This window comes from Streptomyces sp. 150FB (assembly GCF_000818195.1).
In the GTDB taxonomy this organism is placed as follows: domain Bacteria; phylum Actinomycetota; class Actinomycetes; order Streptomycetales; family Streptomycetaceae; genus Streptomyces.
This window is the reverse complement of sequence record NZ_JTHL01000001.1, coordinates 2,880,396-2,903,592: the sequence shown is the minus strand read 5'-3', so window position 1 is coordinate 2,903,592 and position 23,197 is coordinate 2,880,396. Positions and strand designations below refer to the sequence as shown.

Genomic DNA, 23,197 nt, shown 5'->3' with positions numbered 1-23,197 from the left:
GCGATCGGGTCGGTCACGAGACTTTCTTCGCCCGCTCGATCGCCTGGGCCAGCGCGTCCAGGATCGGCGCACACTTGTCGTAACTGAAGATCGGCTCGCTGGTACGCGGAATGACCTGGCCGGCCTTGACGGCGGGCAGCTCCTGCCAGGTGGGCTTGGAGCCCAGCGCTGACGGCTGGATGGCGGACGAACGGTTGTCCATCATGATGATGTCGGCCTTGTACTTACCCACGTTCTCCCAGCTCAGGTTCTCGAAGAAGCCCTGTGCGTCGACGTGGTCCGGCTGGATGAAACGCACACCGAGCTGCTGGAAGTAGAGGGTGTCGGCGGACGTTTTCGCGAGCGACACATAGAAGAGGTCCTGGCTCGCCGAGCCGATCAGGACCCTGATCTCGGGCTTGGCCTTGGCGGCGGCGCGCAGCCGCGCAGCGGCCTTCTCGAAACGGGCCTTGGCGGCAGTCACTTCGGGCGCCTTGAGATCGGCGCCGAGGGAGGCGGCCAGTTCGGCGTGGCGCTCGATGGCCTTCGGCATGGTGGTCTCGGCCGCCCACAGGGCGACGCTCGGGGCGAGTTGGAGGATCTTGTCCTTGGACTGGTCGGGTACGTACCAGAGTTGGTTCTTGATCCACTGGGCGCTGACCAGGAGTTCGGGGTTGAGGGCCGCGTATTTCTCGACATTGAACTCGCCGTAGGTGTTGCCGATGATCTCGACCTTGTTGACGTCGAGATCGCCGGCCTGGACGTCCGGCTTGCCGTCCTTGGTCTTGGTCGGGCCGAAGACCCCGACGACCTCGACGCCGTAGTCGTGCAGCGCTGCGGCGGTGCCGGTGAAGGCGACGATGCGTTGCGGTGTGTGGTCGGCCTTGGCGGTGATGCCGCGGTCGTCCTTGAAGGACCAGGGTCCGGACTTCTTGCCGCCGGCCGCGTTCGTGGTCCCCTCTTCGGCGTCTTTCGCGTCGTTCGAGCCGCTGTTGCCGCAGGCGGCGAGGGCGACGCCGAGCGCGGTGGCGCCGCCTGCGGCGAGGAGGCCGCGGCGGGTGAGGGGGGAGGTGAGGGCGTTGGGCATGGCAGTTGTCCGCTTTCGTACGGGCCGGGTCAGATGGTCTTGGGAAGGGTAGCCTAACCTTCCTTACCGGGCGGTACGGCGGTGGGGGTGCGTATGCACGCAAAACCGCACCGCCGGGCCTCGTACGGAGGCGGGGCGGTGCGGTTTGTGTGTGGTGCGGTTTTGCGTACGGTGCGGTTTTGCCTGGCGTGCGGCTTTGCCTGGCGTACGGCTTGTTACCGTGCCGGGGATCCTGCCCGTGCCTCCTCACCGGTCAGCGGGCGCAGCACCAGGTCGTACGCGTAGTCCTGGTCGGCGCGGACCTTGTACTGCGGCCGGATGTCGTTCGGTGTGTCGCCCACACCGCTCGCCCGGTTGTCGGCGTGCAGGGTGACGGCTCCCGGTGTGCGCTTGAGCTGGTGGGGATACGCCGCCCGGTCGAGGTTCGCGTACGGCGTGACACTCACGTCGTTCGCGCCGGAGACCAGCAGCCCGGCGCCGTGCCCGTCGCTCAGCAGCGCCCAGCGGGAATCGGTGTGGTTGCCGTAGTCCTGCGGGGTGTAGTAGTCGACGTAACCGTCATCGACCTTCGACCGGTACACCCCCACCGGGGTGCCGTCCGTGCGGTCCACGTAACTCTCCTGCGGGCCGCGTCCGTACCAACTGAACTGCTGGAAGCTGTCCGGTACGTCCAACTGGACGCCGATACGCGGCAGATAGGGGAGCTGGCGCGCCGTGCCCTGCGGGGCGACCTTGTGGCCGAGACGTACGGTGCCGGCCGCGTCGACGTTGAACGTCATCGTCTGCGCGAACGACGCCTTGTCGGCGAGATCGGGTGCCGCGGCCTTCGAGGTGACCGTCACCGTCGCCGAACCGTCCGGCTGCTGCTCGGTGTTGATGCCCTCGACGGTGGTACGCAGCCGGTCGAGCCCGGCCGCCCGCCACTTGTCGGCCTCGATCGTGCCCCAGTTGAACGACTCGTTGCTGATCGGGGCGTGCCAGGCATCAAGGCTCGGGCCCGCCTGTCCGGCCAGGAGTTCCTTGCCGTGGACCCGCATGGACTCCAGGGTGCCGGTGGTCCTGGAGAGCGTGTAGCGGAAATCGTCACCGCTGAGGGTGACCCGCGCCGCGTCCTCGGCGATCCCTACGGTGCCTTTCGCCTCGGGGGTCGCCGTACCGGGCACAACCGCCCCGCCGAGCGGGAATTGGTCGTGCGCAGGGACGGAGCCCGTGGTCTCGACGGTCAGCCACCGCTCCATGTCGCCCGGATTTGCCGGGAGTTGGACGGGGACGGTGATCGTCGCCCCCGGCGCGAGATCGAGCGCTCGACTGCCGCTTCCCTTGCTGTGCCCGCCCTCCTCGACCGACCATCGCAGCCGGGTGCCGGCCGTGGAGCTGAACTGCCGTTCGCTGTGGACCGTGAGCTTCCCGTCCGCGTAGGAGAAGCGGATCGGCTGGTGCACCTGCGCGAGTTGGGCGGTCTCCGGCTGCGGGGTGCGGTCGGGGCCCACCAGCCCGTCGTCACCGGCCAGCGCGATGCCGTACGCGAGCATCTCGCCCTTCTTGGTGACCTGGTCGAAGTCCAGCGCGAGCACGGCGTCCTTCGCCTGGTCCGCGGGGCCCGACAGGTCGGCGGGGGCGAGGGCCTTGTCATAGACGCGTACGTCGTCGATGACGCCGTTCGCCGTACGGCCGTTGTACTGCTCCCGCATGCTCTCCGAGTCACGGCCGACGTTGACCGGGTAGTTGGAGCGGTCGACGGGCCCGTCGTACGCGGTGGACGCCACCTCACGACCGTCCAGGTAGAGCTTCACGTGGCTGCCGTCGTAGACACCGCTGATCCGGTGCCACCGGCCGTAGAAGTCCTTGTCCACGGCGAACTGGGCTGTGTGGTAACCCCCGTTGGCGGCGCTGTGCACATAGAACTGGAGGGTGTTCCGGTCGTACATCTTCAGCGCGTAGGCGTGGTTGCCCTTGCCGACGACCGGGAAGCTGCCGGTCACATCGGACGGCTTCACCCAGGCGTCCAGGGTGAGGCCGCCGCCGGTGATGTCGAGCTTCGGATCGTTGTAGACCTCCACGAAGTCGTCGAGCCCGGAGAAGCTGAGTGCCTTGCCCGGTGCGCTTCCAGCTCTGTTTCCTGCCGCGCTCCCCGCCGCGCTCCCCGCCGTGTCGTGGCCCGGTACCTGCTTGGGGAGCCCGTTGAGGTGCGCGGCGATGTCGTTGCCCGAGGTGTCGGGGGTGATCCGCAGATCCTGGCGGATGTTCTGGTCCGCCCAGTCCCAGATGAACCCGCCCTGGAGGGAAGGGTTTTTCCTGATCAGGTCCCAGAACTCGCGGAAGTTCCCGAGGCTGTTGCCCATGGCGTGCGCGTACTCGCCGAGCACCACCGGCTTCGTGGTCGACTTCGCCTGGTTGGCGAGCGTCTCCGGCGTGGGGTAACGGGGGCCCCAGATGTCGGCATAGGGAGCGTCCCCGTTGGGGTTGTTGGGCTGCGCGTACAACGGCCGGGTCGGGTCGGTCTTCTTCGCCCAGTCGGCCATCGCGAAGTGCGCCTTGCCGAGCCCCGCCTCGTTGCCGGTGTCCCACATCAGGACACTCGGGTGGTTCTTGTCGCGCGCGACCATCGCCTGGAAGCGGTCCATGAAGGCGGCCTGCCACTCGGGCTTGTCGGCAAGGCAGTTGTTGTTCGGGCAGTCGTCGTGCGCGTGCGTCTCGATGTCCACCTCGTCGTCGATCCACAGGCCCTCGCGGTCGGCGAGATCGTAGAGGTACGGGTCCGAGGGGTAGTGCGCGGTCCGTACGGCGTTCACATTGAACTTCTTCATCAGCGCGACGTCCTGCTCCTGCCGGGCGCGCGGCACGTGTCGGCCGCCGTCCGGGTCGGAGTCGGAGCGGTTGACGCCCTTGAGGAGGATGCGCTGCCCGTTCACCTTGAGCTGCTTGTCCTGCACGGTGATGTTCCGGAAACCGAGGGTCTCGCTGGTGATGTGGTCCCCGGCGCGCAGCACCAGTGTGTAGAGCGAGGGCGTCTCGTCGGTCCACAGCCGGGGGTTCTTCACCCGGGCGGTGAGGGTGGCCGTACCGCCTTCGGAGGGCGCGCTGAAGCGCGCGACCTCGCGACCGCCGGGGTCACGCAGCCAGGCCTGGACCGCGAGGCCGTCGGTCGCGCCGGCGAGAGTGGTGCGGGCGGTGAGCATGGCCCCCTTGTGGTCGTCGTCCACGGCGGTCGTCACCGCCACATCGCGAACCTGGGTCTTCGGCGTCGAGTACATCCACACCGAACGGAAGATCCCGCTGTAGCGCCACTGGTCGTAGTCCTCCAGATACGAACCGGAGCCCCAGCGGTGCACCTGCACGGCGATCCGGTTGCGCCCCGGACGCAGAAGCTTGGACATGTCGAACTCGGCGGGCGTGTAACCGCCTTGGTCGTATCCGAGGTACTGGCCGTTGACCCATACGAAGTACCCGGACGTCACGCCCTCGAACCGAAGATACGAACTGCGGTCGCCACGCTGCCAGTTGTCCGGCACGTCGAAGTCACGTACGTACGCACCCGTCGGGTTGACGTCCTTCGGGGTGTGCGGCGGATCGTCGGGCCAGACCTCCTCGGCGATGTTCCGGAAGACCGGGTGGTCGAGCCCGTCGGTCTGCCAGGTGTGCGGCACCTGGACGGACGTCCAGCCCTTGGCGTCGGTGTCGTAGTCGGCGGCGTAGAAGTTCTCGGGGACGTCCGCCGGCCGGTCGGCCATGGAGATCCGCCACGCGCCGTCGAGTGTGCGCGTATACGGCGTCTGCTCGCCGTGCTCCGCCGCCGACCGCTCGTCGGCGTACGGCCGCAGCTCGGCGTGGGGCCGTTCCTGGCCCTCGCCGGTCATCTCGGGATCGTCCAGATAGGCGTAGACATCGGGTGGCGCGGAGGGCGCCGCCTCGGCCGAAGCGAGCTGGGGGGCGAGGGTGCCGCCGCTCCAGGCGAGGGCGATGACGAGCACTGTACTGAGGAGGGATCGACGTCTGATGCGAACACTGCCGCGCACTGCGGTCTCCCTTGTTCACTCGTTGATAAACAAGAAATAACAGAAGCGAACACCACCCGCAACGCTCAGGTAACACACAGTTGATTCACAGTCACGACCACAACACGGCCTAAAAGAAGGGCTGTTGGCGAATGCACCGGGCGAGGCGCACCGAGGGGCCGAGCATTCCGCGAGCCTCACCGTCACTCGTCCGGCTCCTCGGGCCAGAGGTTCGGCCGATCAGCCGGCGTCCGCGGCCAGGCGGCTCGTGAAGCCCTCCCGGCACAGCCGCTCGTACGCCGCCGTCACCTCTCCGGGCACCACCTGACGGGTCATGAACCCCTGGGCGGGATAAATCAGCAGGCGTTGCAGCGCCCCGACGAGCATGTCGATGACCAGACGGTCGTCCTGGATGGAGTCCACGTACTCCTCGAAACTCATCGGCGTCGACGCGCTCACGATCGGGACGCCCGGCCATAGCTTGCTCGCCGTCGCGTACGCGCGTCGCTCCTCGTACGGCTTGCTGATCAGCAGCACGGACGACACCTCCACGGCGGCCTCTTGCAGCAACGCACGCGAGAGCCGGATGTTCTCGCCCGTGTTGCGGGCGCACGGCTCCACCAGCACGGCGGAGCCGGGCATGCCCAGCGCGATCGCCCGCTCCCGGTAGTGGACCGCCTCGCCACGGGGCATGCGCTCACGCGTCGTACGGCTGGTCGCGCCGGTGAAGACGACGAGCGGCATCATGCCGCGCCGGTAGAGGCTGACGGCGGTGTCGGCCACGCCGAGGTCATGGCTCCCCAGCCCGATCGCGACCGAGCACGGTCGGGGTTCGTGACGCATCAGGTGGTAGCCCCACAGCCGCCGCGCGTCCGCCCACACCCGAGCCGAGATCACTGTTCCCACCTCTCCTGCGGGTGCCACCTTCAGCCGACCAGCAGACGTCCGTCGTGTGCGCGTACCTGCGGGGGACCGCCGTTGAGTACGGCGAGCGCGTCGTGGACCCGAACCGCGTATGCCTCAAGCATCTCTTTCTGGACCTCTTCCGGGGTGAACCACCTGACCTCGGCAGACTCGGGCGACGTCCGCTCCTCTCCTCCGAGCGGGCGGCACAGGAACACCAGGGCGACGATGCCACGCGTCATGTTCTTGTAGACGCCGGTCAGGCATACGGCCTCCACTTTGATTCCGGTCTCTTCCAACACCTCGCGACAGGCGCCGTCCCCCGGCTGTTCGTCCAACTCCAGAACGCCGCCCGGCGCCTCCCACGTGCCGTTGTCGGCCCGCCGGATCACCAGGACCCGACCGTCGTGGCGGACCACGACCCCGGCAACAGAGACAGAGTGAAGCGACATCGATGCATCCTCCTGGGTACCCTTGCTTATGTATATGAGCATAGGAGGAACAGAAGGACATGGCGACCACAGTTCAACGGGACCGCGGCAATCCTCGGTACTTGCAGATCGCGGAAGACTTGGCGCAGCAGATCAGGGCCGGTGTGCTGGCTCCGGGGGACAAGATGCCGAGCGAGTCCGAATTGATGGTGCGCTACGCCGTGTCACAAGGTACGGCACGCAAGGCGGTTGCCGAGTTGCGCCCCATGGGATTGATCGACACTCATCACGGCAGGGGCTCCTTCGTGAAGAGCCAACCCCCTACTCTTCGCAAGTCGTCGGATCGGTTCCGCCGCTCGCATCGAAGGGCGGGTAAAGCGGCCTACCTCGCGGAGTCCGAACAGGCCGGCAAAGCGCCTGCGGTGACGGTGCTCTACATCGGGCCGGCCGAAGCACCGAGTGCCGTCGCTGAGCGGCTGGAGGTGCTCCCCGGTAGTCAGGTGCTCGCACGCCGTCGCCTCTACTTCAGTAACGGCATTCCTGTCGAGGAAGCCACTTCGTATCTGCCGTGGGACATCGCGAAGGAGATTCCGGAGCTGTTCGCGGAAAATCCAGGCGGTGGTGGCATCTACGCGCGTCTGGAGGACAACGGACATGTGCTCGGGGAGTTCAGGGAGACGGTCCGAGCCCGCCTCGCCACCAAACAGGAGACCGTCGCTCTGAGCCTCAGCCCTGGCTCGCCGGTCTTCCACCTCACTCGAAGCGCTCAAACGCGGGCAGGCCGGACTGTGGAGGTATGCGACACGATCATGGTCGCTGAACAGTTTGTCCTTGACTACCGCATCCCCGCTGGAGACTGACCGACGCACGCGTTCCTGCGATCTGTCGTCACGTGGTCGCGCTGGGTGAGTTGACTCATGTGTATGAGTTGGTGCACTCTGTAGGAACAGCTCCTATACATGAGTGCATGAGTCGGCCCGCTTCGGTGCCGTGTGTATTGGCACCCGGGAAGTAAGCGCGGTGATTCGTGATGACGAAGAACGGCATGTGCATCCGGGATCGAAACGTCGAGATGCCGGAGCGGAATCGTGTTGACCGACCTGAACTCACCGTTCACGGCTGGGGCTTCCACCACCTGGCGCCTGATCGCCGGGGCGGCGGCGCCTATACCCCGATCACAGAAGAGCTGCTGGTGCGCGTGCTGCGCGGATTGGAAGGGCTGGCGGGATGAAAGACGACGCGCAGGACCCGGAGCTGCCGGCGGGCGGGTTTCGTTCGCGTGGGGAGGCGGACAGGCGGGAGTCCGTCGAGTGGGCGCAGGGCGCGGATCTCGTTCCTGGGGGCGCCCTTCGCTGGCGGCCTTGTGAATGCGGGCATCCGGTGTTGTGCCCCGACTACGTGCCTCCCCAGAAGGCCGATGGCAGGGGTGAGTTGTGAGGCCTCGCCCGACGCCTCCGGGCGGACTTCGTATCGGCATGGTCGTTTATGACCGCGTCCACGAAATGGTCGGTGTGGTGGACGACTTCATCGGACCGTTCGTCCATCTCGCGCGCCCCACCGGGCTCACCTGGCAGAGCCGGTGGGTGTCCGTGCGGCCCGGTACCCCGTACGAGCAGCGCCAGCTCCGTGTGCTCGCCGCGCTTCACCGGCTCCGGCACAAGGGGTTGGCCGAAGCCGGGCCTTGATCCCGCTCGCGTCAGTTCGGGAGGCCCAGTTCCCTTGCGATCAGCATGCGTTGGACCTCGCTCGTGCCCTCGCCGATCTCCAGGATCTTGGAGTCGCGCCACATCCTGGCCACCGGGTACTCGTTCATGAAGCCGTTTCCGCCGTGGATCTGGGTGGCGTCCCGTGCGTTGTCCACCGCGACCGTCGACGAGTACAGCTTCGCCAGCGCCGCCTGCTTCTTGAACGGTTCGCCGTGGGTGAGCCGTGACGCCGCGTCGCGCCAGCCGACGCGGGCCATGTGGGCGCGCATCTCCATGTCGGCGATCTTGAACTGGATCGCCTGGTTGGCGCCGATCGGGCGGCCGAAGGCGTGGCGTTCCCTCGCGTACGACACCGACTCGTCCACGCAGCCCTGCGCCAGGCCCGTCGCCAGTGCGGAGATCGCGATCCGGCCCTCGTCGAGGATGCGCAGGAACTGGGCGTAGCCCCGGCCCTCCTCGCCCAGCAGATTCGTCAGCGGAACGCGTACGTCGGCGAACGACAGCTCGCGCGTGTCCGAGGCGTTCCAGCCGACCTTCGAGTACGGGGAGGCGACCGTGAAGCCGGGCGTGCCGGACGGCACGATGATCGCGGAGATCTCCGGGCGGCCGTCCTCCTTGCGGCCCGTGACGGCCGTGACCGTGACCAGGCTCGTGATGTCCGTACCCGAGTTGGTGATGAAGCACTTGGTGCCGTTGATCACCCACTCGTCGCCGTCGCGCACGGCCGTGGTGCGGGTGCCGCTCGCGTCCGTACCGCAGTCCGGCTCCGTCAGCCCGAAAGCGCCGAGCTGCTCGCCCGCGCACAGCGCCGGGAGCCACTGCCGCTTCTGCTCCTCCGTACCGAAGTGGAAGATGGGCATCGCGCCCAGCGACACCCCCGCCTCCAGGGTGATGGCGACCGAGGAGTCGACGCGCGCCAGCTCTTCGAGCGCGATACCGAGCGCGAGATAGTCGCCGCCCATACCGCCGTACTCCTCGGGGAACGGCAGTCCGAACAGGCCCATCTGCCCCATCTCGCGCACGATCTTGTACGGGAACTCATGGCGTTCGTAGAGCTCACCGATCTCGGGCGCCACCACTTCGCGGGCGAACTCCTCGACGGTACGGCGCAGTTCTTCGTGCTCGGTGGCAAGTCTGTGGTCCAGGGACATCGGGGAGTCACTCCTTGTGGGAGAGGGCACGGACGGTACGGGAGGGGCTCGGGCGGCCCAGCCGTTCGGCCATCCACACGCTTGTGGCGGTGAGCAGGCCGAGATCAACGCCGGTGTGGACGCCCAGTCCTTCGAGCATCCAGAGCAGGTCCTCGGTGGCGAGGTTTCCGGTGGCGCTCTTCGCGAACGGGCAGCCGCCGAGGCCGCCCGCCGACGCGTCCACCGTGGTCACACCGTGCTGGAGCGCGGCGAACGTGTTGGCGAGCGCCTGGCCGTAGGTGTCGTGGAAGTGCACACCGATGACATGGGTCGGCACGCCCTCCTCGTTGAGCTGGGAGAGCAGGCTCTGCACATGCCCCGGCGTGGCCACGCCGATCGTGTCGCCGAGACTCAGCTCGTCACAGCCCATCTCCATCATGGCCTTGGCGACCCTGACCACCTGATGGATCGGGACGGCGCCCTCCCACGGGTCGCCGAAACACATCGAGAGGTAGCCGCGGACGTGCATCCGCTCGTCCCGCGCCTTGGCGACGACGGGGGCGAACATGGCGAGCGACTCGTCCACGGTCCGGTTGAGATTGGCCTTGGCGAAGGACTCGGTGACGCTGCCGAAGATCGCGATACGGCGGGCGCCGAGCGCGCGGGCGCGGTCGAGGCCCCGGGCGTTCGGGACCAGTACGGGGAGCCGCACGCCCTCGATGTCGCCGAGGAGCGGGAAGAGCTGCTCGGCGTCGGCGAGTTGGGGCACCCAGTCGGGGTGTACGAAGCTGGTCGCCTCGATGGTCGTGAGACCGGCGGCGGCGAGACGGTGGATGAACTCCGCCTTCAGCTCGGTGGGTACGACCGCCTTCTCGTTCTGGAGCCCGTCACGCGCGCCGACTTCGTGGATACGGATACGGGCCGGCAGCTCCTCCGAGGCCACCGGCATCGGCAGATCGGTCGGCATGGGGGGTGTGGTTGGGTCTGTTGTCATCGGTTCTCCTGCGCGCTCTCGTCGCCGGTCTTCCGCGCGGGGTCGTGCGCGGTTTGATTGGGCGTGATCACGGCCAGGACCTGGTCCATGGCGACCGTCGATCCCGGGATCACGTCGAGTCCGCTGACCGTCCCGTCGTGCGGGGCCGAGATGACGTGCTCCATCTTCATCGCCTCCACGACGAGCAGGCTCTGCCCGGCGCTGACCACATCCCCGACCGCCACCTTCACCACCGTCACCGTCCCCGGCATCGGAGCGGTGAGCGACTCGTTGCCGCCCGCCCCGGCGGCCCCGAGCAGCGCCGCCTCGACCGGGTCGTGGTCCGTCACGTTCCAGCTCTCGCCGTCCCGGCCGAGCCAGGTGCCCGCCCGGTGGAAGGTGTGGGTGACGCCGTCCACGGTGACCGTGACCCGCCCCGGCTCCACCCGGGACCGGGCCGCGTCCTCCGGCCGTACCTCGTGTACCGCGGGTTCGAGTCCCGGTACGCGCAGGGGGAAGGCCAGCGGGGCCGGGCTTCCGCCGAGGCGCCAGCCGTTCGGTACGGAGAAGGGGTCCGTCCAGCCGCTCGCCGCTGTCGCCGTGGTTGTCGTCGGCCGCAGCGCGTCCTGGCGGACCGCCGCTGCCGCCGCGTACACCTCCGGCGGGACCTCGTCCGTCACCAGTCCGGCCACCTCGCGCTCGACCAGGCCGGTGTCGAGGTCGCCCGCCACCACCGCCGGGTGCGCCAGCAGACGGCGGAGGAAGCCGGCGTTGGTGGGTACGCCGAGGGTGACGGTGTCGGCCAGCGCGGCGCGCAGGCGGCGCAGCGCGGTGGGTCGGTCGGGGCCGTACGCGATGACCTTGGACAGCATCGGGTCGTACGTGCTGCCCACCTCCGTGCCCTCGCTCAGCCCGGAGTCGGTTCGTACGCCTTCGATGCGTACGCCTTCGGTCCGCGCGCCATGGGCCTGACGTTCGCCTTCCGCGCCCGGCTCGCGCAGCGACAGGATAGTGCCGCCGGACGGGAGGAAGCCGCGCGCGGGGATCTCCGCGCAGATACGGGCCTCCACCGCGTGGCCCGTCAGCGTGACGTCGGCCTGCGCGAAGTCGAGCCGCTCGCCGGCCGCCACCCGGAGCTGCCACTCCACCAGGTCCAGGCCCGTGACCAGCTCGGTCACCGGATGTTCCACCTGGAGGCGGGTGTTCATCTCCATGAAGGAGTACGCCGACGGATCGTCGCCGGGGACGATGAACTCCACCGTCCCGGCCCCCGCGTACCCGCACGAACGAGCGGCGCGCACCGCCGCCTCACCCATCGCCGCGCGCGTCGCCTCGTCCAGCAGGACCGACGGCGCCTCCTCGATGATCTTCTGGTGGCGGCGCTGGAGCGAACACTCGCGCTCCCCGAGATGCACCACCTGGCCGTGGTCGTCCGCCAGGACCTGGATCTCGATGTGGCGGGGCCGCTCGATCCACCGCTCCACCAGCAGCGTGTCGTCCCCGAAGGACGACCTCGCCTCCCGCCGCGCGCCCGCGATCTCCTCGGCCAGCGCGGCTTCGGACCGGACCAGACGCATGCCCTTGCCGCCGCCGCCCGCCGACGGTTTCAGCAGCACCGGCATACCGATCTCGCGGGCGGCCTCGGCCAGTTGCTCGTCGCTCAGGCCGCTGCCCGAGGAGCCGGGCACGACGGGGACTCCGGCCGCCGCCACCGTCTCCTTGGCGCGGATCTTGTCGCCCATCAGGTCGATCGCCGGGGCCGGGGGACCGATGAAGACCAGTCCGGCGTCGGTGCAGGCGCGCGCGAACCGGGCGTTCTCGGCGAGGAAGCCGTAGCCCGGGTGGATCGCCTGCGCTCCCGTACGGGCCGCGGCCTCCAGCAGCCGGTCCACGGACAGGTAGCTCTCGGCGGCGGCGGCCGGGCCGATCCGTACCGCGGTGTCCGCCTCCCGTACGTGCCGGGCGTCCGCGTCGGCGTCGCTGAAGACCGCCACCGAGCGCACCCCGAGCTGCCGCAGGGTGCGCTCCACGCGGACCGCGATCTCGCCGCGATTGGCGATCAGTACCGTGTCGAACATTCCCACCCTCACCCTCACCGTCGCCCTCATCGTCACACTCTGACCCGGAACGCCTACAACGCCCATACCGTGACACTCATGCCTACATCCGGCGGTGCGCTCGCACCCGCGGACTCATATGCACGCTCACCCCGTCACATCCGGAAGATGCCGAAGCCGGGCTCACCCAGCGGCGCGTTGGCACACGCGGTCAGGGCCAGACCCACCGCCTGGCGGGTCTCCAGCGGGTCGATCACGCCGTCGTCCCAGAGCCGGGCCGTCGCGTAGTAGGCGTTGCCCTGGTTCTCGTACTGCGAGCGGATCGGGTCCTTGAAAGCCTCTTCGTCCGCCACCGGCCAGTCCTCGCCGCGGCCCTCGAACTGGTCGCGCTTGACCGTCGCCAGTACGGAGGCCGCCTGCTCGCCGCCCATCACCGAGATCTTGGCGTTCGGCCACATCCACAGGAAGCGGGGGGAGTAGGCGCGGCCGCACATCGAGTAGTTCCCCGCGCCGTACGAACCGCCTATCACCACCGTCAGCTTCGGGACGCGGGTGCTCGCCACCGCCGTCACCATCTTCGCGCCGTGCTTGGCGATGCCGCCCGCCTCGTACGCCCGGCCGACCATGAACCCCGAGATGTTCTGGAGGAAGAGCAGCGGGATGCCGCGCTGGTCGCACAGCTCGATGAAGTGCGCGCCCTTCTGGGCGGATTCGGAGAACAGGATGCCGTTGTTCGCGACGACGCCGACCGGGTGGCCGTGGATACGGGCGAAGCCGGTGATCAGCGTCGTACCGAACTCGGCCTTGAACTCCGCGAACCGCGAGCCGTCCACCAGGCGCGCGATGACCTCGCGGACGTCGTAGGGCGTACGTGAGTCGACGGGCACCGCTCCGTACAGCCCGGCGGGGTCGACCTTCGGCTCCTCGACCGGCTCGACGGACCAGGGGAGCGGGCCGCGCGCGGGGAGGGTGGAGACGATGGTCCGGACGATCCGCAGCGCGTGCGCGTCGTCCTCGGCGAGGTGGTCGGTGACGCCCGACGTACGGGAGTGGACCTCGCCGCCGCCCAGCTCCTCCGCCGTGACGACCTCGCCCGTCGCGGCCTTCACCAGCGGCGGGCCGCCCAGGAAGATCGTGCCCTGGTTGCGGACGATCACGGCTTCGTCGCTCATCGCCGGGACGTACGCGCCGCCCGCCGTGCACGAACCGAGCACCGCGGCGATCTGCGGGATGCCGGCGGCCGACATGCGCGCCTGGTTGTAGAAGATCCGCCCGAAGTGGTCGCGGTCGGGGAAGACCTCGTCCTGCATGGGGAGGAAGGCGCCGCCCGAGTCGACCAGATACAGACAGGGGAGGCGGTTCTCCAGGGCGATCTCCTGGGCGCGCAGGTGTTTCTTCACCGTCATGGGGTAGTACGTGCCGCCCTTGACCGTCGCGTCGTTGGCGATCACCACCACCTCGCGGCCACTGACCCGGCCGACGCCGGCGATCATTCCGGCGGCCGGAGCGCCCCCGCCGTACAGCCCTTCGGCGGCGAGCGGCGCCACTTCGAGGAAGGGCGAACCGGGGTCGAGGAGCGTGTCCACGCGGTCGCGCGGCAGCAGTTTCCCGCGCGCCACATGGCGGGCGCGGGACTTCTCGCCGCCGCCGAGACGGGCGGCGGCGAGCTTGGCGCGCAGCTCGTACGCCAGCTCCTCGTGCGCGGCCTCGTTGGCCCGCCAGGCCTCGGACGCCGGGTCGGCGGCGCTCGCCAGCACTGGTGCTTGCTGCATTCCTGGCGCTCCCTTGCTGCTGCGGTGGGTCTGGGGCTGGGGCTGGGGTTGGGCAGTGGTCAGGTAGTGCGTGAGTTAGTGAGCGTTAACGTGTGGTGCCCTTAGGTTAACGACCGCTAACCACTCTGTCTAGAATCAATGTTCATGAGCACAAGGACCGCGGCCCCGACCCGCCGCGAGCAGATCCTCAGGGAAGCGGCGCGCCTCTTCGCCGAGCGCGGTTTCCACGGCGTGGGCGTCGACGAGATAGGGGCGGCGGTCGGCATAAGCGGGCCCGGTCTGTACCGGCATTTCGCGGGCAAGGACGCGATGCTCGCCGAGCTGCTCGTCGGCATCAGCGGCCGGCTGCTCGACGGGGGGAGGCGGCGGGTGAAGGCCGCCAGTGGGAGTGCGGTGATCGGTACGCCGGACGGCCGTACGGCTCGCGCCGTGCTCTCGTCGCTGATCGACGGCCACATCGACTTCGCCCTCGACGACCGCTCGCTGATCACGCTCCACGACCGGGAGCTGGACCGCCTCAGGGACAGCGACCGCAAGCTGGTGCGGCAGCTCCAGCGGCAGTACGTGGAGCTGTGGGTCGGGGTCGTACGCCAGGTCCACCCGCACGTACCGGAAGCGCAGGCGCGCGGCGCCGTACACGCTGTCTTCGGCCTGCTGAACTCGACGCCGCACCTCGGTGCGTACGGCGGAGGGTTGCCGGGGCGGGTCGCGACGGAGTCGCTGCTGCGGAAGCTGGCGCACGGCGCGTTCGCGGCGCTGGGGGAGCGCGGTGAGGACCATGCCGACCACGCCTCCGGCGTTGTCGATCACGCCGACCGTGCCGCTGACGTGGTCGACGACCCGCCCGGCGGTCTCAGGCGGTCTTGAGCCCCGCCAGCTCGCGGGAGAGCGTGTCGACGGACTGGAACGTGGCCCCGAGCAGCGCGACATGCTTCCAGTGCAGCGTGCCGTCGGGAGCGATCAGGAACACGGACCTGCGCAGTCCGATCCCGGGCGCCGCGATCCCGAAGGCCTTCGCGACGTCACGGTCGGTGTCGGCGAGCAGCGGAAACCGCAGGTCGTACTTGCGTGCGAACGCCTCGTGGCTGTCGACGTCCTGGGGACTGACGCCCCAGACCTCGGCGCCCAGTTCGGTGAAGGACTCCAGGCCGCTGGAGTACGAGCACATCTGCTTGGTGCAGACGGTCGTGTCGTCGCCGGGGTAGAAGGCGAGTACGAGGGGGTGGCCCCGCCGTTCGTCGAGGCGGTAGTCACGCCGTACGAACGTGTCGCCGTCGAGAACACCGCCCGGAAGAGTGAAGTTGCCGATCTGACTGCCAAGGTCGGGCGAAGCTGCCACGGGACACTCCTACATGGATGACATGGATTCGGTACGGGGTTTCGGCGCGGGGTTTCGGCGCGGGAAGAACAGAAGAAAGAACAGAAAAGCGGACCGGGGAACAGTGCATCACCCGCATCCGGACCTCCCGCCACCGCCCTCCCCCGGGACCGCCGGACGTGTCCCCGGGGATCGGCGGCCGAGCGCCGGGCGGCACGTGTGATCCGTACGACCTGTCCGGGGACCGGGACGAGCGGCATACCGACCGCACCTGACGGCACAATGGGCTCATGCCGATACCCAGCCGCGCCGCCCTTGTCGACCACCTGGTCCGTACCCGTATCGCCGGAGACGTCGCCACGCCCCGCGACAACAACCTCTCCCACTACCGCAGGCTCGCCAACGGTGACCGCCACTACTGGCTGGGTCTGGAACTCGGCGACCGCTGGACCGACGAGCAGGACGTGCTCGCCGTCATGGCCGAGCGGTGCGGGGTCAGCGACGACCACGAGCACAGGGCGGGGCAGGACACCATCGATCCCGAGCTGACCGTCGACGGCCTGGAACGGATGGCGGAGCGGCTGCGCAAGGCGGTCTCGGGGCAGGAGCGCGTACTGTTCGCGACCGGTCACCCCGGCGGGCTGCTGGACGTCCACCGGCAGACGGCCGATGCCGTACGGAGAGCCGGCTGCGAGGTCGTACAGATCCCCGGCGGGCTCACCGCCGACGAGGGCATGGTCTTCCAGTTCGCCGACGTCGCGATGCTGGAGCGCGGCGCGACTCTGTGGCACACCCACTCGCCGGAGCCGATGCGCGCGATCCTGGACGGCCTGGAGCGCGCCGGCCGGCCCCAGCCGGACCTGGTCGTGGCGGACCACGGATGGGCGGGCTGCGCGGGGCAGCGGGGTCTGGACTCGATCGGATACGCGGACTGCAACGACCCCGCGCTCTTCATCGGGGAGGCGGAGGGCACTCTCCTGGTCACGGTCCCGCTGGACGACCATGTCACCGACCCGCGCTTCTACGACCCGATGACGGCCTACTTGCTGGACCAGGCGGGCCTCGCCACCGGCTGACGTCGGTCCCGGTACACCGGACACTTCGCCTCCCAGCCACGGTCCGTCAACCGTGGTCCCGCCGAGCCTCGTCCCGCCGAACCTCGTCCCGGGGAACCCGCACCACGCCCTCCTGGATCACCGAGATCGCCAGCCGCCCGTCCTGCGTGAAGATCCGCGCCTGTCCGAGACCGCGCCCGCCGGCGGCCGACGGCGACTCCTGGTCGTACAGCAGCCACTCGTCGGCGCGGAACGGCCGGTGGAACCACATCGCGTGGTCCAGGCTCGCGCCCACCACATCGCCGACCGCCCAGCCGCCCCGCCCGTGGGCGAGCAGCACCGAGTCGAGCAGGGTCATGTCGGAGACGTACGTGGCCAGGCAGACATGGAGCAGCGGGTCGTCCGCCAGCTTGCCGTCCGTACGGAACCACACCTGCGAGCGCGGTTCGCGCGGCTGCCCCACCGTGCCGTACGGCGGCGCGTCCACGTACCGCAGATCGACCGCCGCCCGGGTCTCCAGAAGCCGGTCGACGACGACGGGATCGACGAACGCGTCCGCGTAGCGCGGCAGCAGTTCGGCCGCCGTGGGAAGCGTCTCGGGGTCGGGCGACGCCGGCATCTCCGCCTGGTGGTCCAGGCCTTCCTCGTACGTCTGGAACGACGCCGACAGGTGGAAGATCGGCTGGCCGTGCTGGACGGCGACGACGCGGCGCGTGGTGAACGAGCGCCCGTCGCGGATGCGGTCGACGGTGTAGACGATCGGCGCTCCCGGGTCGCCGGGGCGCAGGAAGTACGCGTGCAGGGAGTGCGCCGTACGGTCGTCGGGCACCGTACGGCCGGCGGCGACCAGCGCCTGCGCGGCGACCTGACCGCCGAAGACGCGCGGCACGACCGACGAGTGGCTCACGCCGCGGAAGATGTCCTGCTCGATCCGCTCGAGGTCGAGCAGAGCGAGCAGGGACTCCAGTGCTGAATTCATATGTTCCCGACTACCGCTTACTACTTACTACTACTGGTTAAAGACCCATGGACTTGGCGATGATCATCTTCATGACCTCGCTGGTGCCACCGTAGATGCGGTTGACGCGGTTGTCGGCGTAGAGGCGGGCGATCGGGTACTCATTCATGTAGCCGTAACCGCCGTGCAACTGAAGGCACTTGTCGATCACGCGGTGTGCGACCTCGGTGGTGAAGAGCTTCGCGGAAGCGGCCTCGGCCGCGGTCAGTTCGCCCAGGTCGTGGGCTTCGAGCGCGCGGTCACAGACGGCCTCGGCGGCGTCGACCTCGGCCTTGCAGGCGGCCAGTTCGAACTTGGTGTTCTGGAACGACGCCACACTCTTGCCGAAGACCGTACGGTCCTGCACGTACGCCTGCGCGAACCGCACGGCGGCCGCGGCCTGCGCGTACGCGCCGACGGCGATACCGAGGCGCTCCTGCGGGAGGTTCTGGCCCAGGTACGAGAAGCCCTTGTTCTCCTCGCCGAGCAGGTCCTCGACCGGGACCTTGACGTCGGTGAAGGACAGCTCGGCCGTGTCGGAGGTCTTCAGGCCCAGCTTGTCGAGCTTGCGCCCGACCGCGTACCCCTCGGACTTCGTGTCCACGACGAGCAGCGAGATACCGAAGCGCCGGTCCTCGGCGGTCGCGGGCGAGGTACGGGCGCAGACGATGACGCGGTCGGCGTGGACGCCGCCGGTGATGAAGGTCTTCGAGCCGTTGAGCACGTAGTGCGTACCGTCGGCGGAGAGCTTGGCGGTGGTCTTCATACCGGCCAGGTCGGAACCGGTACCCGGCTCGGTCATGGCTATGGCGTACATCGAACGCCCACTGACGAAGTCCGGCAGCCAGCGCTTCTTCTGCTCGTCCGTCGCGTACGCCTTGAGGTACGGCAGGCACAGCGCGACATGCACGCCGGAGCCACCGAAGGACACGCCGGCGCGGGCGCACTCCTCGGAGATGATCGCCTGGAACTTGAAGGACTCCTCGCCGGCCCCGCCGTACTCCTCGGGCACCTCGATGCCGAAGATGCCCAGCTCACCGAGCTTGTAGTAGAAGTCACGCGGCGCTGTGCCCGCGGCGTACCACTCGTCGTAGACGGGCACGACCTCGGCCTCGATGAAGGCGCGGATGGTCTCCCGGAACGCCTCGTGGTCCTCGTTGTAAACGGTACGGCGCACGGGACCCGCTCCTTCGGTAGCTCTCCATTGCCTAAGCGCTTGCTCAGTACAAGTTACCGGGCGGTTCACCGGAGTGTCCAGGGTGATCCGAAGCACGGCCCCGACCGGCCGCTGCCCACCGCGGAACCCGAGCAGCATTCAGTCAGGTGTCGTGCTCGCCCACCCAACTGCGCTTCACCGGAGCAGGGGGAAGGTACTCGGCCTCGGCATCGACCGGCTTCCGCTCACGTTTCGAACTCACCGACCCATGCGCCCTCCAGGAGAGCCTTGGGCAAGTAGTAGGACTCGACCGCTAGCGGGAAACCCGCGTCGTGAGCAAGGCAGGCCATCGCCAATGGGCCCAGCGCGACCAGGCCTTCGCTACTCAGGGCGCGGTCCGAGTCCCCGGTCCAGTACTCCTTGTGCCATGTCACAGACTCGATCAGGGCGGCGTTGAACTGCTCCTGGTCTTGACGTAGATACCGGTAAAAAAGATCGAGCGGCGGATAGAGAATTTTGTCCATTAGTTCACGGCTGGCGATTTCCACATTCTCTGGGTCGGTGCCCCGGACTGCGGTCACCAATTTGTCGCCCACGTCACTGTGGCCGAGCCAGTAACTTTGCAGGGTGTCGATCCAGGCGTAGATGTACTCGTCGTATTCTCCACCGGATCCACGCAACAATGAGAGCGGTACTTTGCACAGATCTGTCATCCGGCCTTGTTCGCGGCAGATGATGGCAAGCCAGAACGCCTTGATCCAGTTTCCCGCACTGGCGCTGCGGAGAGGACCCGAAGGTTCGAAGGACCTGATCTTCCCTGCGATGCGAGCCTCGACGTCACCATCGGTGGCGGATGCGACGGCGAATATCGCGGAACTGATCTGCATGGACGAGACCCATGCCCGCCAGGTCGGGGCGTCACCCGCTACCGGATCCAGCGCACATCGGAATTCAGCCTCGGTGAGTGCCAGATGGAAGGCCCGGCCGAGATTATTCGGATCCCCGTCGAGCCCATCGATTTTTTGGAGTACTGTCTTACGCAGAAGTTCCGCGCTCTCCGCCACATTGTCGGTGGGGTATTCGTGACGGGTTACAGTTGTAGGCACCGTGTGATCCCCTTTATTCTATGTCGAAGTGCTTCATCGTATAGCCGAAATGATGGCCGGGGTTCTCGGTGGCTTGGATCAGCACATAATCCAGTTTTCCCGCTTCGAGTTGGCTCATGAGCTTCAAGGCGAGTGCGGTCTCGCCCGGACGTCTCTCCATGTCGCTAAGAGTTGCCTCAATATACTCTCGTGTGCCCTGCTTGACTCGGAGTCCATCTGCTGTGCCCACGCCCTCGCGATCCTTCAGCGTACCGTGAGGAGCTTTGGCCTCGACGAGTAGATGGCGTTCACCGTTCTCGTAAATTTTATCGAACCGCCGATTTCCTGTACCTGGTGGAGTCACATCCCTGGCGTCGGGGAAATTTTCTGGAATTGCATGGTATTTTGCTGCAATTTCTCCGTATGCTTCACCGGCCCTGGTGTTGTATTTCCCGTCCGATCCGAATGTCTCTCGTGCCTCGTGGAGTGCCAAAGCGTTTTCGGGTGATGGGTCCTTGTTGAAAGCCCGCTCGGCATTTCCGAGATCCACTGACTGCCTGCGGCGTGCGGCTGACTCATCGAGTAGCTGCATGTGCTCGGGTTGGACTGTGTCTCGGGTGCCGACAACTGGATGAATGGGCTTGTATTTTTCGGCATCTGCCGTGGGGCGACCGGATGGGTCGTACCACTCGCCGGTGTCTGTCTCTTTCAGCTTCGGGAGAACATTACCGTTCTCGTCCTTGGCATAGATACTGCGGCGAGTTCCGTCCGGCTCGTAATATTTTTGGCGCCAGGTTTCGTCTGCGTTGGCTTTTTCGACCTGGTTCCGGATTATTTCCTGCTTCTCGGAGGGGGACAGCGGACGCTCAGGCTCATGACCACTGTGCTCACCTCCGGAGCCCTCATTCCAGTGTTCGGCTGGTGTTTCGGCGCCGGTCCGGCCGGCATCCCCTGGGTTGTGGTCTGCGGAGGGCCCATGTCCGGAGACGTCCGGGTGTCCACCGAGGACGTGGGCGTCCGGGCTGCTGTGAGACAGGCGGTTGCCTGCATTTCCGCCCGGGCTGCCGTTGCCGGTGTGTTGGAGATGGGTTTGGTTGGCGGCGCCGGTCAGGGCGGGTTCTCGGGTTGGGGTTTCTTGGTGGGGGGTTTCTGCTTGGGATGGGGGGTTGGGGGCCTGGTCGGCGTGTTGGGCGATGGTGCCGTCTTCGTTGAGCAGGTTGCCCTGGGGGTCGAGGTAGGGGGCCGTGCTGTCACCGGGGAGTTTGACGGTGCCTTCGGGGAGGGCGGGGATGTCGATGTGGTCGAGGCCTTTGAGGCTTTTGGTGATGTCGCCGATTTTGGTGAGGCCCAGGCCGGCGCCTTTGAAGGCGTAGGTCATCGGGTCCACGAAGCGGCTGGCCTTGCCTGCGAGGGAGATGGCTTTGGCGATGGTGCCGGCTTTGCCGGCTCCGGCGGCGGCGCCTCCGGTGCCGTCGGTGAAGATGGTGGTCAGTACGTTGAAGGTGACGGCTCCGGCGGCGCGGGAGGGGTTTTCGCTCCACTGGTCCCAGGCCAGCAGGGCTTTGCCGGTCTCTTTGACTGCTCGGCGGGAGTCTCGGAGCCAGGGGGAGAGGTTGGCTTCCTTGGTGGTCCAGAAGGCTGGGGTGCTGGTGAGGGCGAGGCCGGTTCCGAGTTGTGCCAGGCCGGTCCAGGCCTGGCCTGCGGTGTCCCAGCCGTCGACGCCGACGAGGGTGCCCAGGCCCTTGATGGTGCCCCAGACGCCGTCGACGATGAAGCCTTTGCCGAAGTCGTAGGCGTGTTCCCAGACCTGCCACCAGGGGACGGACTCCGCGACGGCGTCGCCCCAGGGCAGGCTTTTGGACTGTTTGAGGGTGTCGGCGTCGTAGCCGTACATGCCGGGCCGGTTGGAGCCGTCGTTGACCTTGAGCGGTTTGCCGCCCGGGACCAGGGCGATGATCGAGGCGTAGCAGGCGCGTTCGACCTCCTGGAAGGAGGTCCAGACGTCGGCGATCTCGTTGCGGCGGTTGAGGTTTTCCTCGATCAGGTCGCCGTCTTCGCGCCAGGTGTCGTTGTCGGCGACCTGCGTTCGGAAGTCGGCGGCGTCCTGCTTGAGCCGCTTCAGCCGCGCTACCAGGGGTGCGGCGTCCTGGGAGTAGGTGCCCAGGGCGCCGGCGATGACGCACAGGTCCCCGCTGAGGTCCAGTGCCGTGTCGGCCACGGGCTTGGTCGTGGCGAACAACTGGTCCGCCTCCGGGGCCTTGTAGAACGCCGACAGTCCGCCGAACGAGGTGTGCACGTCCGATCCGGCGTCCACGACCGCGCTGCCGTCAACCGACAGCGCCTTCACCTTCGTATCGAGCGTGGGCAGATCACCCGTGAAGACGGGCACCTCGGCCGGATCGACCGGCGCGTCCCCGCTCATCTTCCGCCGCCGGTCAGGTCGTTGTCCTTGAGGAGATCCAGACGCAGGGTGCGGGCCGCGTCCTGCGCGTGCTTCGCCGCCTCCAAGTCCCCTTCGACGTAGGCGTTGGTGGCCTTCGCCGCGCCCAGCACGGCTGCCTGGATCCGCTCTGCCATCGCCTTGAGATCGGTCTCCCGCCCGTGCAGATACTGCGCGAGCGCACCGGCGACCGGACCCGTCGCCTTCTGCGACAACGCGGCGTGCCCCGGCGCCACCGGCCCCGCGAGCGGCGTTGACGCCTGCGAGCCCGGCACCGCCGTACCCGCCGCCGTAGCGGCATCCGAGAGGGTGGTGACCAGCCCGTTCAACGCCTTCTCCAGCTCACCGGCATGCCCACCGGTCACCTTCAACTGCCCCTGCACACCTTGCGGCTGGATATCCCATGCCGTCATACACAGTCCCCCCGCGTGCCTATGTGTCCCACCTGGTGGGCCTGCCCGCACTGGGGTCTCACACGATCATTTGCGTGTCATCTCATCAGCTCAGAGTGACCTTCGCAATCGCCATTCAGGACACCGGCGCCAGGGACGGCGCCTTCAGCGCGTTCGCAGCGCCAGCCACAGTTCCGCTCGTACGTCCATGTCGTTCAGGTCCGCGTTCAGCAACGTCGCGCAGCGGGCGATGCGTTGGCGGACCGTGTTGCGGTGTACGGACAGGGTCGTCGCCGTGCGGTCCCAACTGCCGTGCAGGGAGAGCCAGCAGCGCAGGGTTTCCGGTAGCGGGCCCGTGAGTGGGGCCAGCAGGGTGCGGGCGTGGGCCCTGGCCTCGGGCTGGGGGAGGAGTGTGCTCAGGCCCCAGGCTTCGCCCACGTTCATCGTGGCGTGGTGGACCAGGGGCTTACGAGTCGCCACCGCGTGGGCCAGGGCGTGTGCCGCCTCCGTGTTCGCCGTTGCGAGGTCGGTCGGGGCCTTCGGGGTGCTCGTGCCCAGCGTCCAGCCCGGCTGGGGCGTGACCTCGCGGTCGGTGAGGATCCGTACCGTCGCGCCGTCCGTGTCGACCAGCGCGCTGCCCAGCGCCGCGCCCAGCGCGCTCGCGGCCGACGGGGTGTCGGGCGCCGCCGGGGTGGCCCGTGCGTGGACCACCGTCCAGGGG

At 68.0% G+C, this 23,197-nt stretch carries 20 protein-coding genes; 5 read left to right on the top strand and 15 right to left on the bottom strand.

Annotation, left to right across the window (positions count from 1 at the left end):
- Positions 1 to 13 precede the first annotated feature (13 nt).
- The 4 genes from QR77_RS12225 to QR77_RS12210 form a co-directional block, all read right to left on the bottom strand.
- On the bottom strand, positions 14 to 1,066 hold the full coding sequence (locus QR77_RS12225; protein WP_040021646.1) for an ABC transporter substrate-binding protein: 1,053 nt from the start codon (positions 1,064 to 1,066) through the stop codon (positions 14 to 16).
- Between the two features lie 215 nt (positions 1,067 to 1,281).
- Positions 1,282 to 5,037 carry a glycoside hydrolase family 2 TIM barrel-domain containing protein gene (locus QR77_RS12220; RefSeq protein ID WP_107068921.1) on the bottom strand — a complete coding sequence of 1,252 codons (3,756 nt, stop codon included), beginning with the start codon at positions 5,035 to 5,037 and terminating at the stop codon, positions 1,282 to 1,284.
- Between the two features lie 264 nt (positions 5,038 to 5,301).
- A complete protein-coding gene (locus tag QR77_RS12215) occupies positions 5,302 to 5,958 on the bottom strand; it encodes a YdcF family protein (RefSeq protein WP_040021644.1) in 657 nt (218 codons plus the stop codon).
- A 29-nt stretch (positions 5,959 to 5,987) separates the two neighbouring features.
- Positions 5,988 to 6,458, bottom strand: coding sequence for an NUDIX domain-containing protein (locus tag QR77_RS12210; RefSeq protein WP_040021642.1), 471 nt, complete (start codon positions 6,456 to 6,458; stop codon positions 5,988 to 5,990).
- A 17-nt stretch (positions 6,459 to 6,475) separates the two neighbouring features.
- On the opposite strand from QR77_RS12210, the gene QR77_RS12205 reads away from it, so the two are divergent.
- The 3 genes from QR77_RS12205 (at position 6,476) to QR77_RS12200 (ending at position 8,080) form a co-directional block, all read left to right on the top strand.
- Positions 6,476 to 7,255 (top strand): GntR family transcriptional regulator, encoded by a 780-nt coding sequence (locus tag QR77_RS12205; protein ID WP_040021640.1) that lies wholly within the window; start codon positions 6,476 to 6,478, stop codon positions 7,253 to 7,255.
- Between the two features lie 170 nt (positions 7,256 to 7,425).
- On the top strand, positions 7,426 to 7,626 hold the full coding sequence (locus QR77_RS45865; RefSeq protein WP_150130369.1) for a hypothetical protein: 201 nt from the start codon (positions 7,426 to 7,428) through the stop codon (positions 7,624 to 7,626).
- A gap of 244 nt (positions 7,627 to 7,870) precedes the next feature.
- A complete protein-coding gene (locus tag QR77_RS12200) occupies positions 7,871 to 8,080 on the top strand; it encodes a hypothetical protein (RefSeq protein ID WP_078876627.1) in 210 nt (69 codons plus the stop codon).
- An 11-nt stretch (positions 8,081 to 8,091) separates the two neighbouring features.
- Here the strand turns inward: QR77_RS12200 and QR77_RS12195 are convergent, their stop codons facing one another.
- From QR77_RS12195 to QR77_RS12180, 4 genes are all read right to left on the bottom strand, one after another.
- Entirely contained in the window at positions 8,092 to 9,252 is a 1,161-nt protein-coding gene (locus QR77_RS12195; RefSeq protein ID WP_040021631.1) for an acyl-CoA dehydrogenase family protein, read from the bottom strand.
- A gap of 7 nt (positions 9,253 to 9,259) precedes the next feature.
- The gene (locus QR77_RS12190) at positions 9,260 to 10,198 is read right to left on the bottom strand and encodes a hydroxymethylglutaryl-CoA lyase (RefSeq protein ID WP_040021630.1); all 939 of its coding nucleotides are present in this window, start codon (positions 10,196 to 10,198) and stop codon (positions 9,260 to 9,262) included.
- A gap of 23 nt (positions 10,199 to 10,221) precedes the next feature.
- On the bottom strand, positions 10,222 to 12,282 hold the full coding sequence (locus QR77_RS12185) for a biotin carboxylase N-terminal domain-containing protein (RefSeq protein WP_052488694.1): 2,061 nt from the start codon (positions 12,280 to 12,282) through the stop codon (positions 10,222 to 10,224).
- A 134-nt stretch (positions 12,283 to 12,416) separates the two neighbouring features.
- The gene (locus QR77_RS12180) at positions 12,417 to 14,033 is read right to left on the bottom strand and encodes a carboxyl transferase domain-containing protein (RefSeq protein ID WP_040021626.1); all 1,617 of its coding nucleotides are present in this window, start codon (positions 14,031 to 14,033) and stop codon (positions 12,417 to 12,419) included.
- Between the two features lie 144 nt (positions 14,034 to 14,177).
- Here QR77_RS12180 and QR77_RS12175 point away from each other — a divergent pair, with 144 nt between their 5' ends.
- Positions 14,178 to 14,900, top strand: a complete 723-nt coding sequence (locus tag QR77_RS12175) for a TetR/AcrR family transcriptional regulator (protein WP_078877790.1) — start codon at positions 14,178 to 14,180, stop codon at positions 14,898 to 14,900.
- Here the strand turns inward: QR77_RS12175 and QR77_RS12170 are convergent.
- Entirely contained in the window at positions 14,887 to 15,372 is a 486-nt protein-coding gene (locus tag QR77_RS12170) for a peroxiredoxin (protein ID WP_040021621.1), read from the bottom strand. The two genes, QR77_RS12175 and QR77_RS12170, sit on opposite strands and share 14 nt — an antisense overlap.
- A gap of 269 nt (positions 15,373 to 15,641) precedes the next feature.
- Here QR77_RS12170 and QR77_RS12165 point away from each other — a divergent pair, with 269 nt between their 5' ends.
- The gene (locus tag QR77_RS12165) at positions 15,642 to 16,427 is read left to right on the top strand and encodes a phosphatase (RefSeq protein ID WP_040021617.1); all 786 of its coding nucleotides are present in this window, start codon (positions 15,642 to 15,644) and stop codon (positions 16,425 to 16,427) included.
- A 46-nt stretch (positions 16,428 to 16,473) separates the two neighbouring features.
- Here QR77_RS12165 and tesB read toward each other — a convergent pair whose 3' ends face one another.
- The 6 genes from tesB to QR77_RS12135 all read right to left on the bottom strand — a co-directional run.
- A complete protein-coding gene (gene tesB, locus QR77_RS12160) occupies positions 16,474 to 17,385 on the bottom strand; it encodes an acyl-CoA thioesterase II (RefSeq protein ID WP_052488693.1) in 912 nt (303 codons plus the stop codon).
- 37 nt (positions 17,386 to 17,422) lie between these two features.
- Positions 17,423 to 18,580 carry an acyl-CoA dehydrogenase family protein gene (locus QR77_RS12155; RefSeq protein WP_040021616.1) on the bottom strand — a complete coding sequence of 386 codons (1,158 nt, stop codon included), beginning with the start codon at positions 18,578 to 18,580 and terminating at the stop codon, positions 17,423 to 17,425.
- A 224-nt stretch (positions 18,581 to 18,804) separates the two neighbouring features.
- Positions 18,805 to 19,665: an immunity 49 family protein gene (locus QR77_RS12150; RefSeq protein WP_040021615.1), complete on the bottom strand. Its 861-nt coding sequence runs from the start codon at positions 19,663 to 19,665 to the stop codon at positions 18,805 to 18,807.
- A 13-nt stretch (positions 19,666 to 19,678) separates the two neighbouring features.
- Positions 19,679 to 22,066 (bottom strand): hypothetical protein, encoded by a 2,388-nt coding sequence (locus QR77_RS12145; protein WP_040021613.1) that lies wholly within the window; start codon positions 22,064 to 22,066, stop codon positions 19,679 to 19,681.
- A complete protein-coding gene (locus QR77_RS12140; protein WP_040021612.1) occupies positions 22,063 to 22,497 on the bottom strand; it encodes a DUF6507 family protein in 435 nt (144 codons plus the stop codon). Before QR77_RS12140 ends, QR77_RS12145 begins: the two co-directional genes overlap by 4 nt.
- A gap of 144 nt (positions 22,498 to 22,641) precedes the next feature.
- The coding region (locus QR77_RS12135; protein WP_150130562.1) for a helix-turn-helix domain-containing protein at positions 22,642 to 23,197 on the bottom strand (556 nt) is incomplete at its 5' end.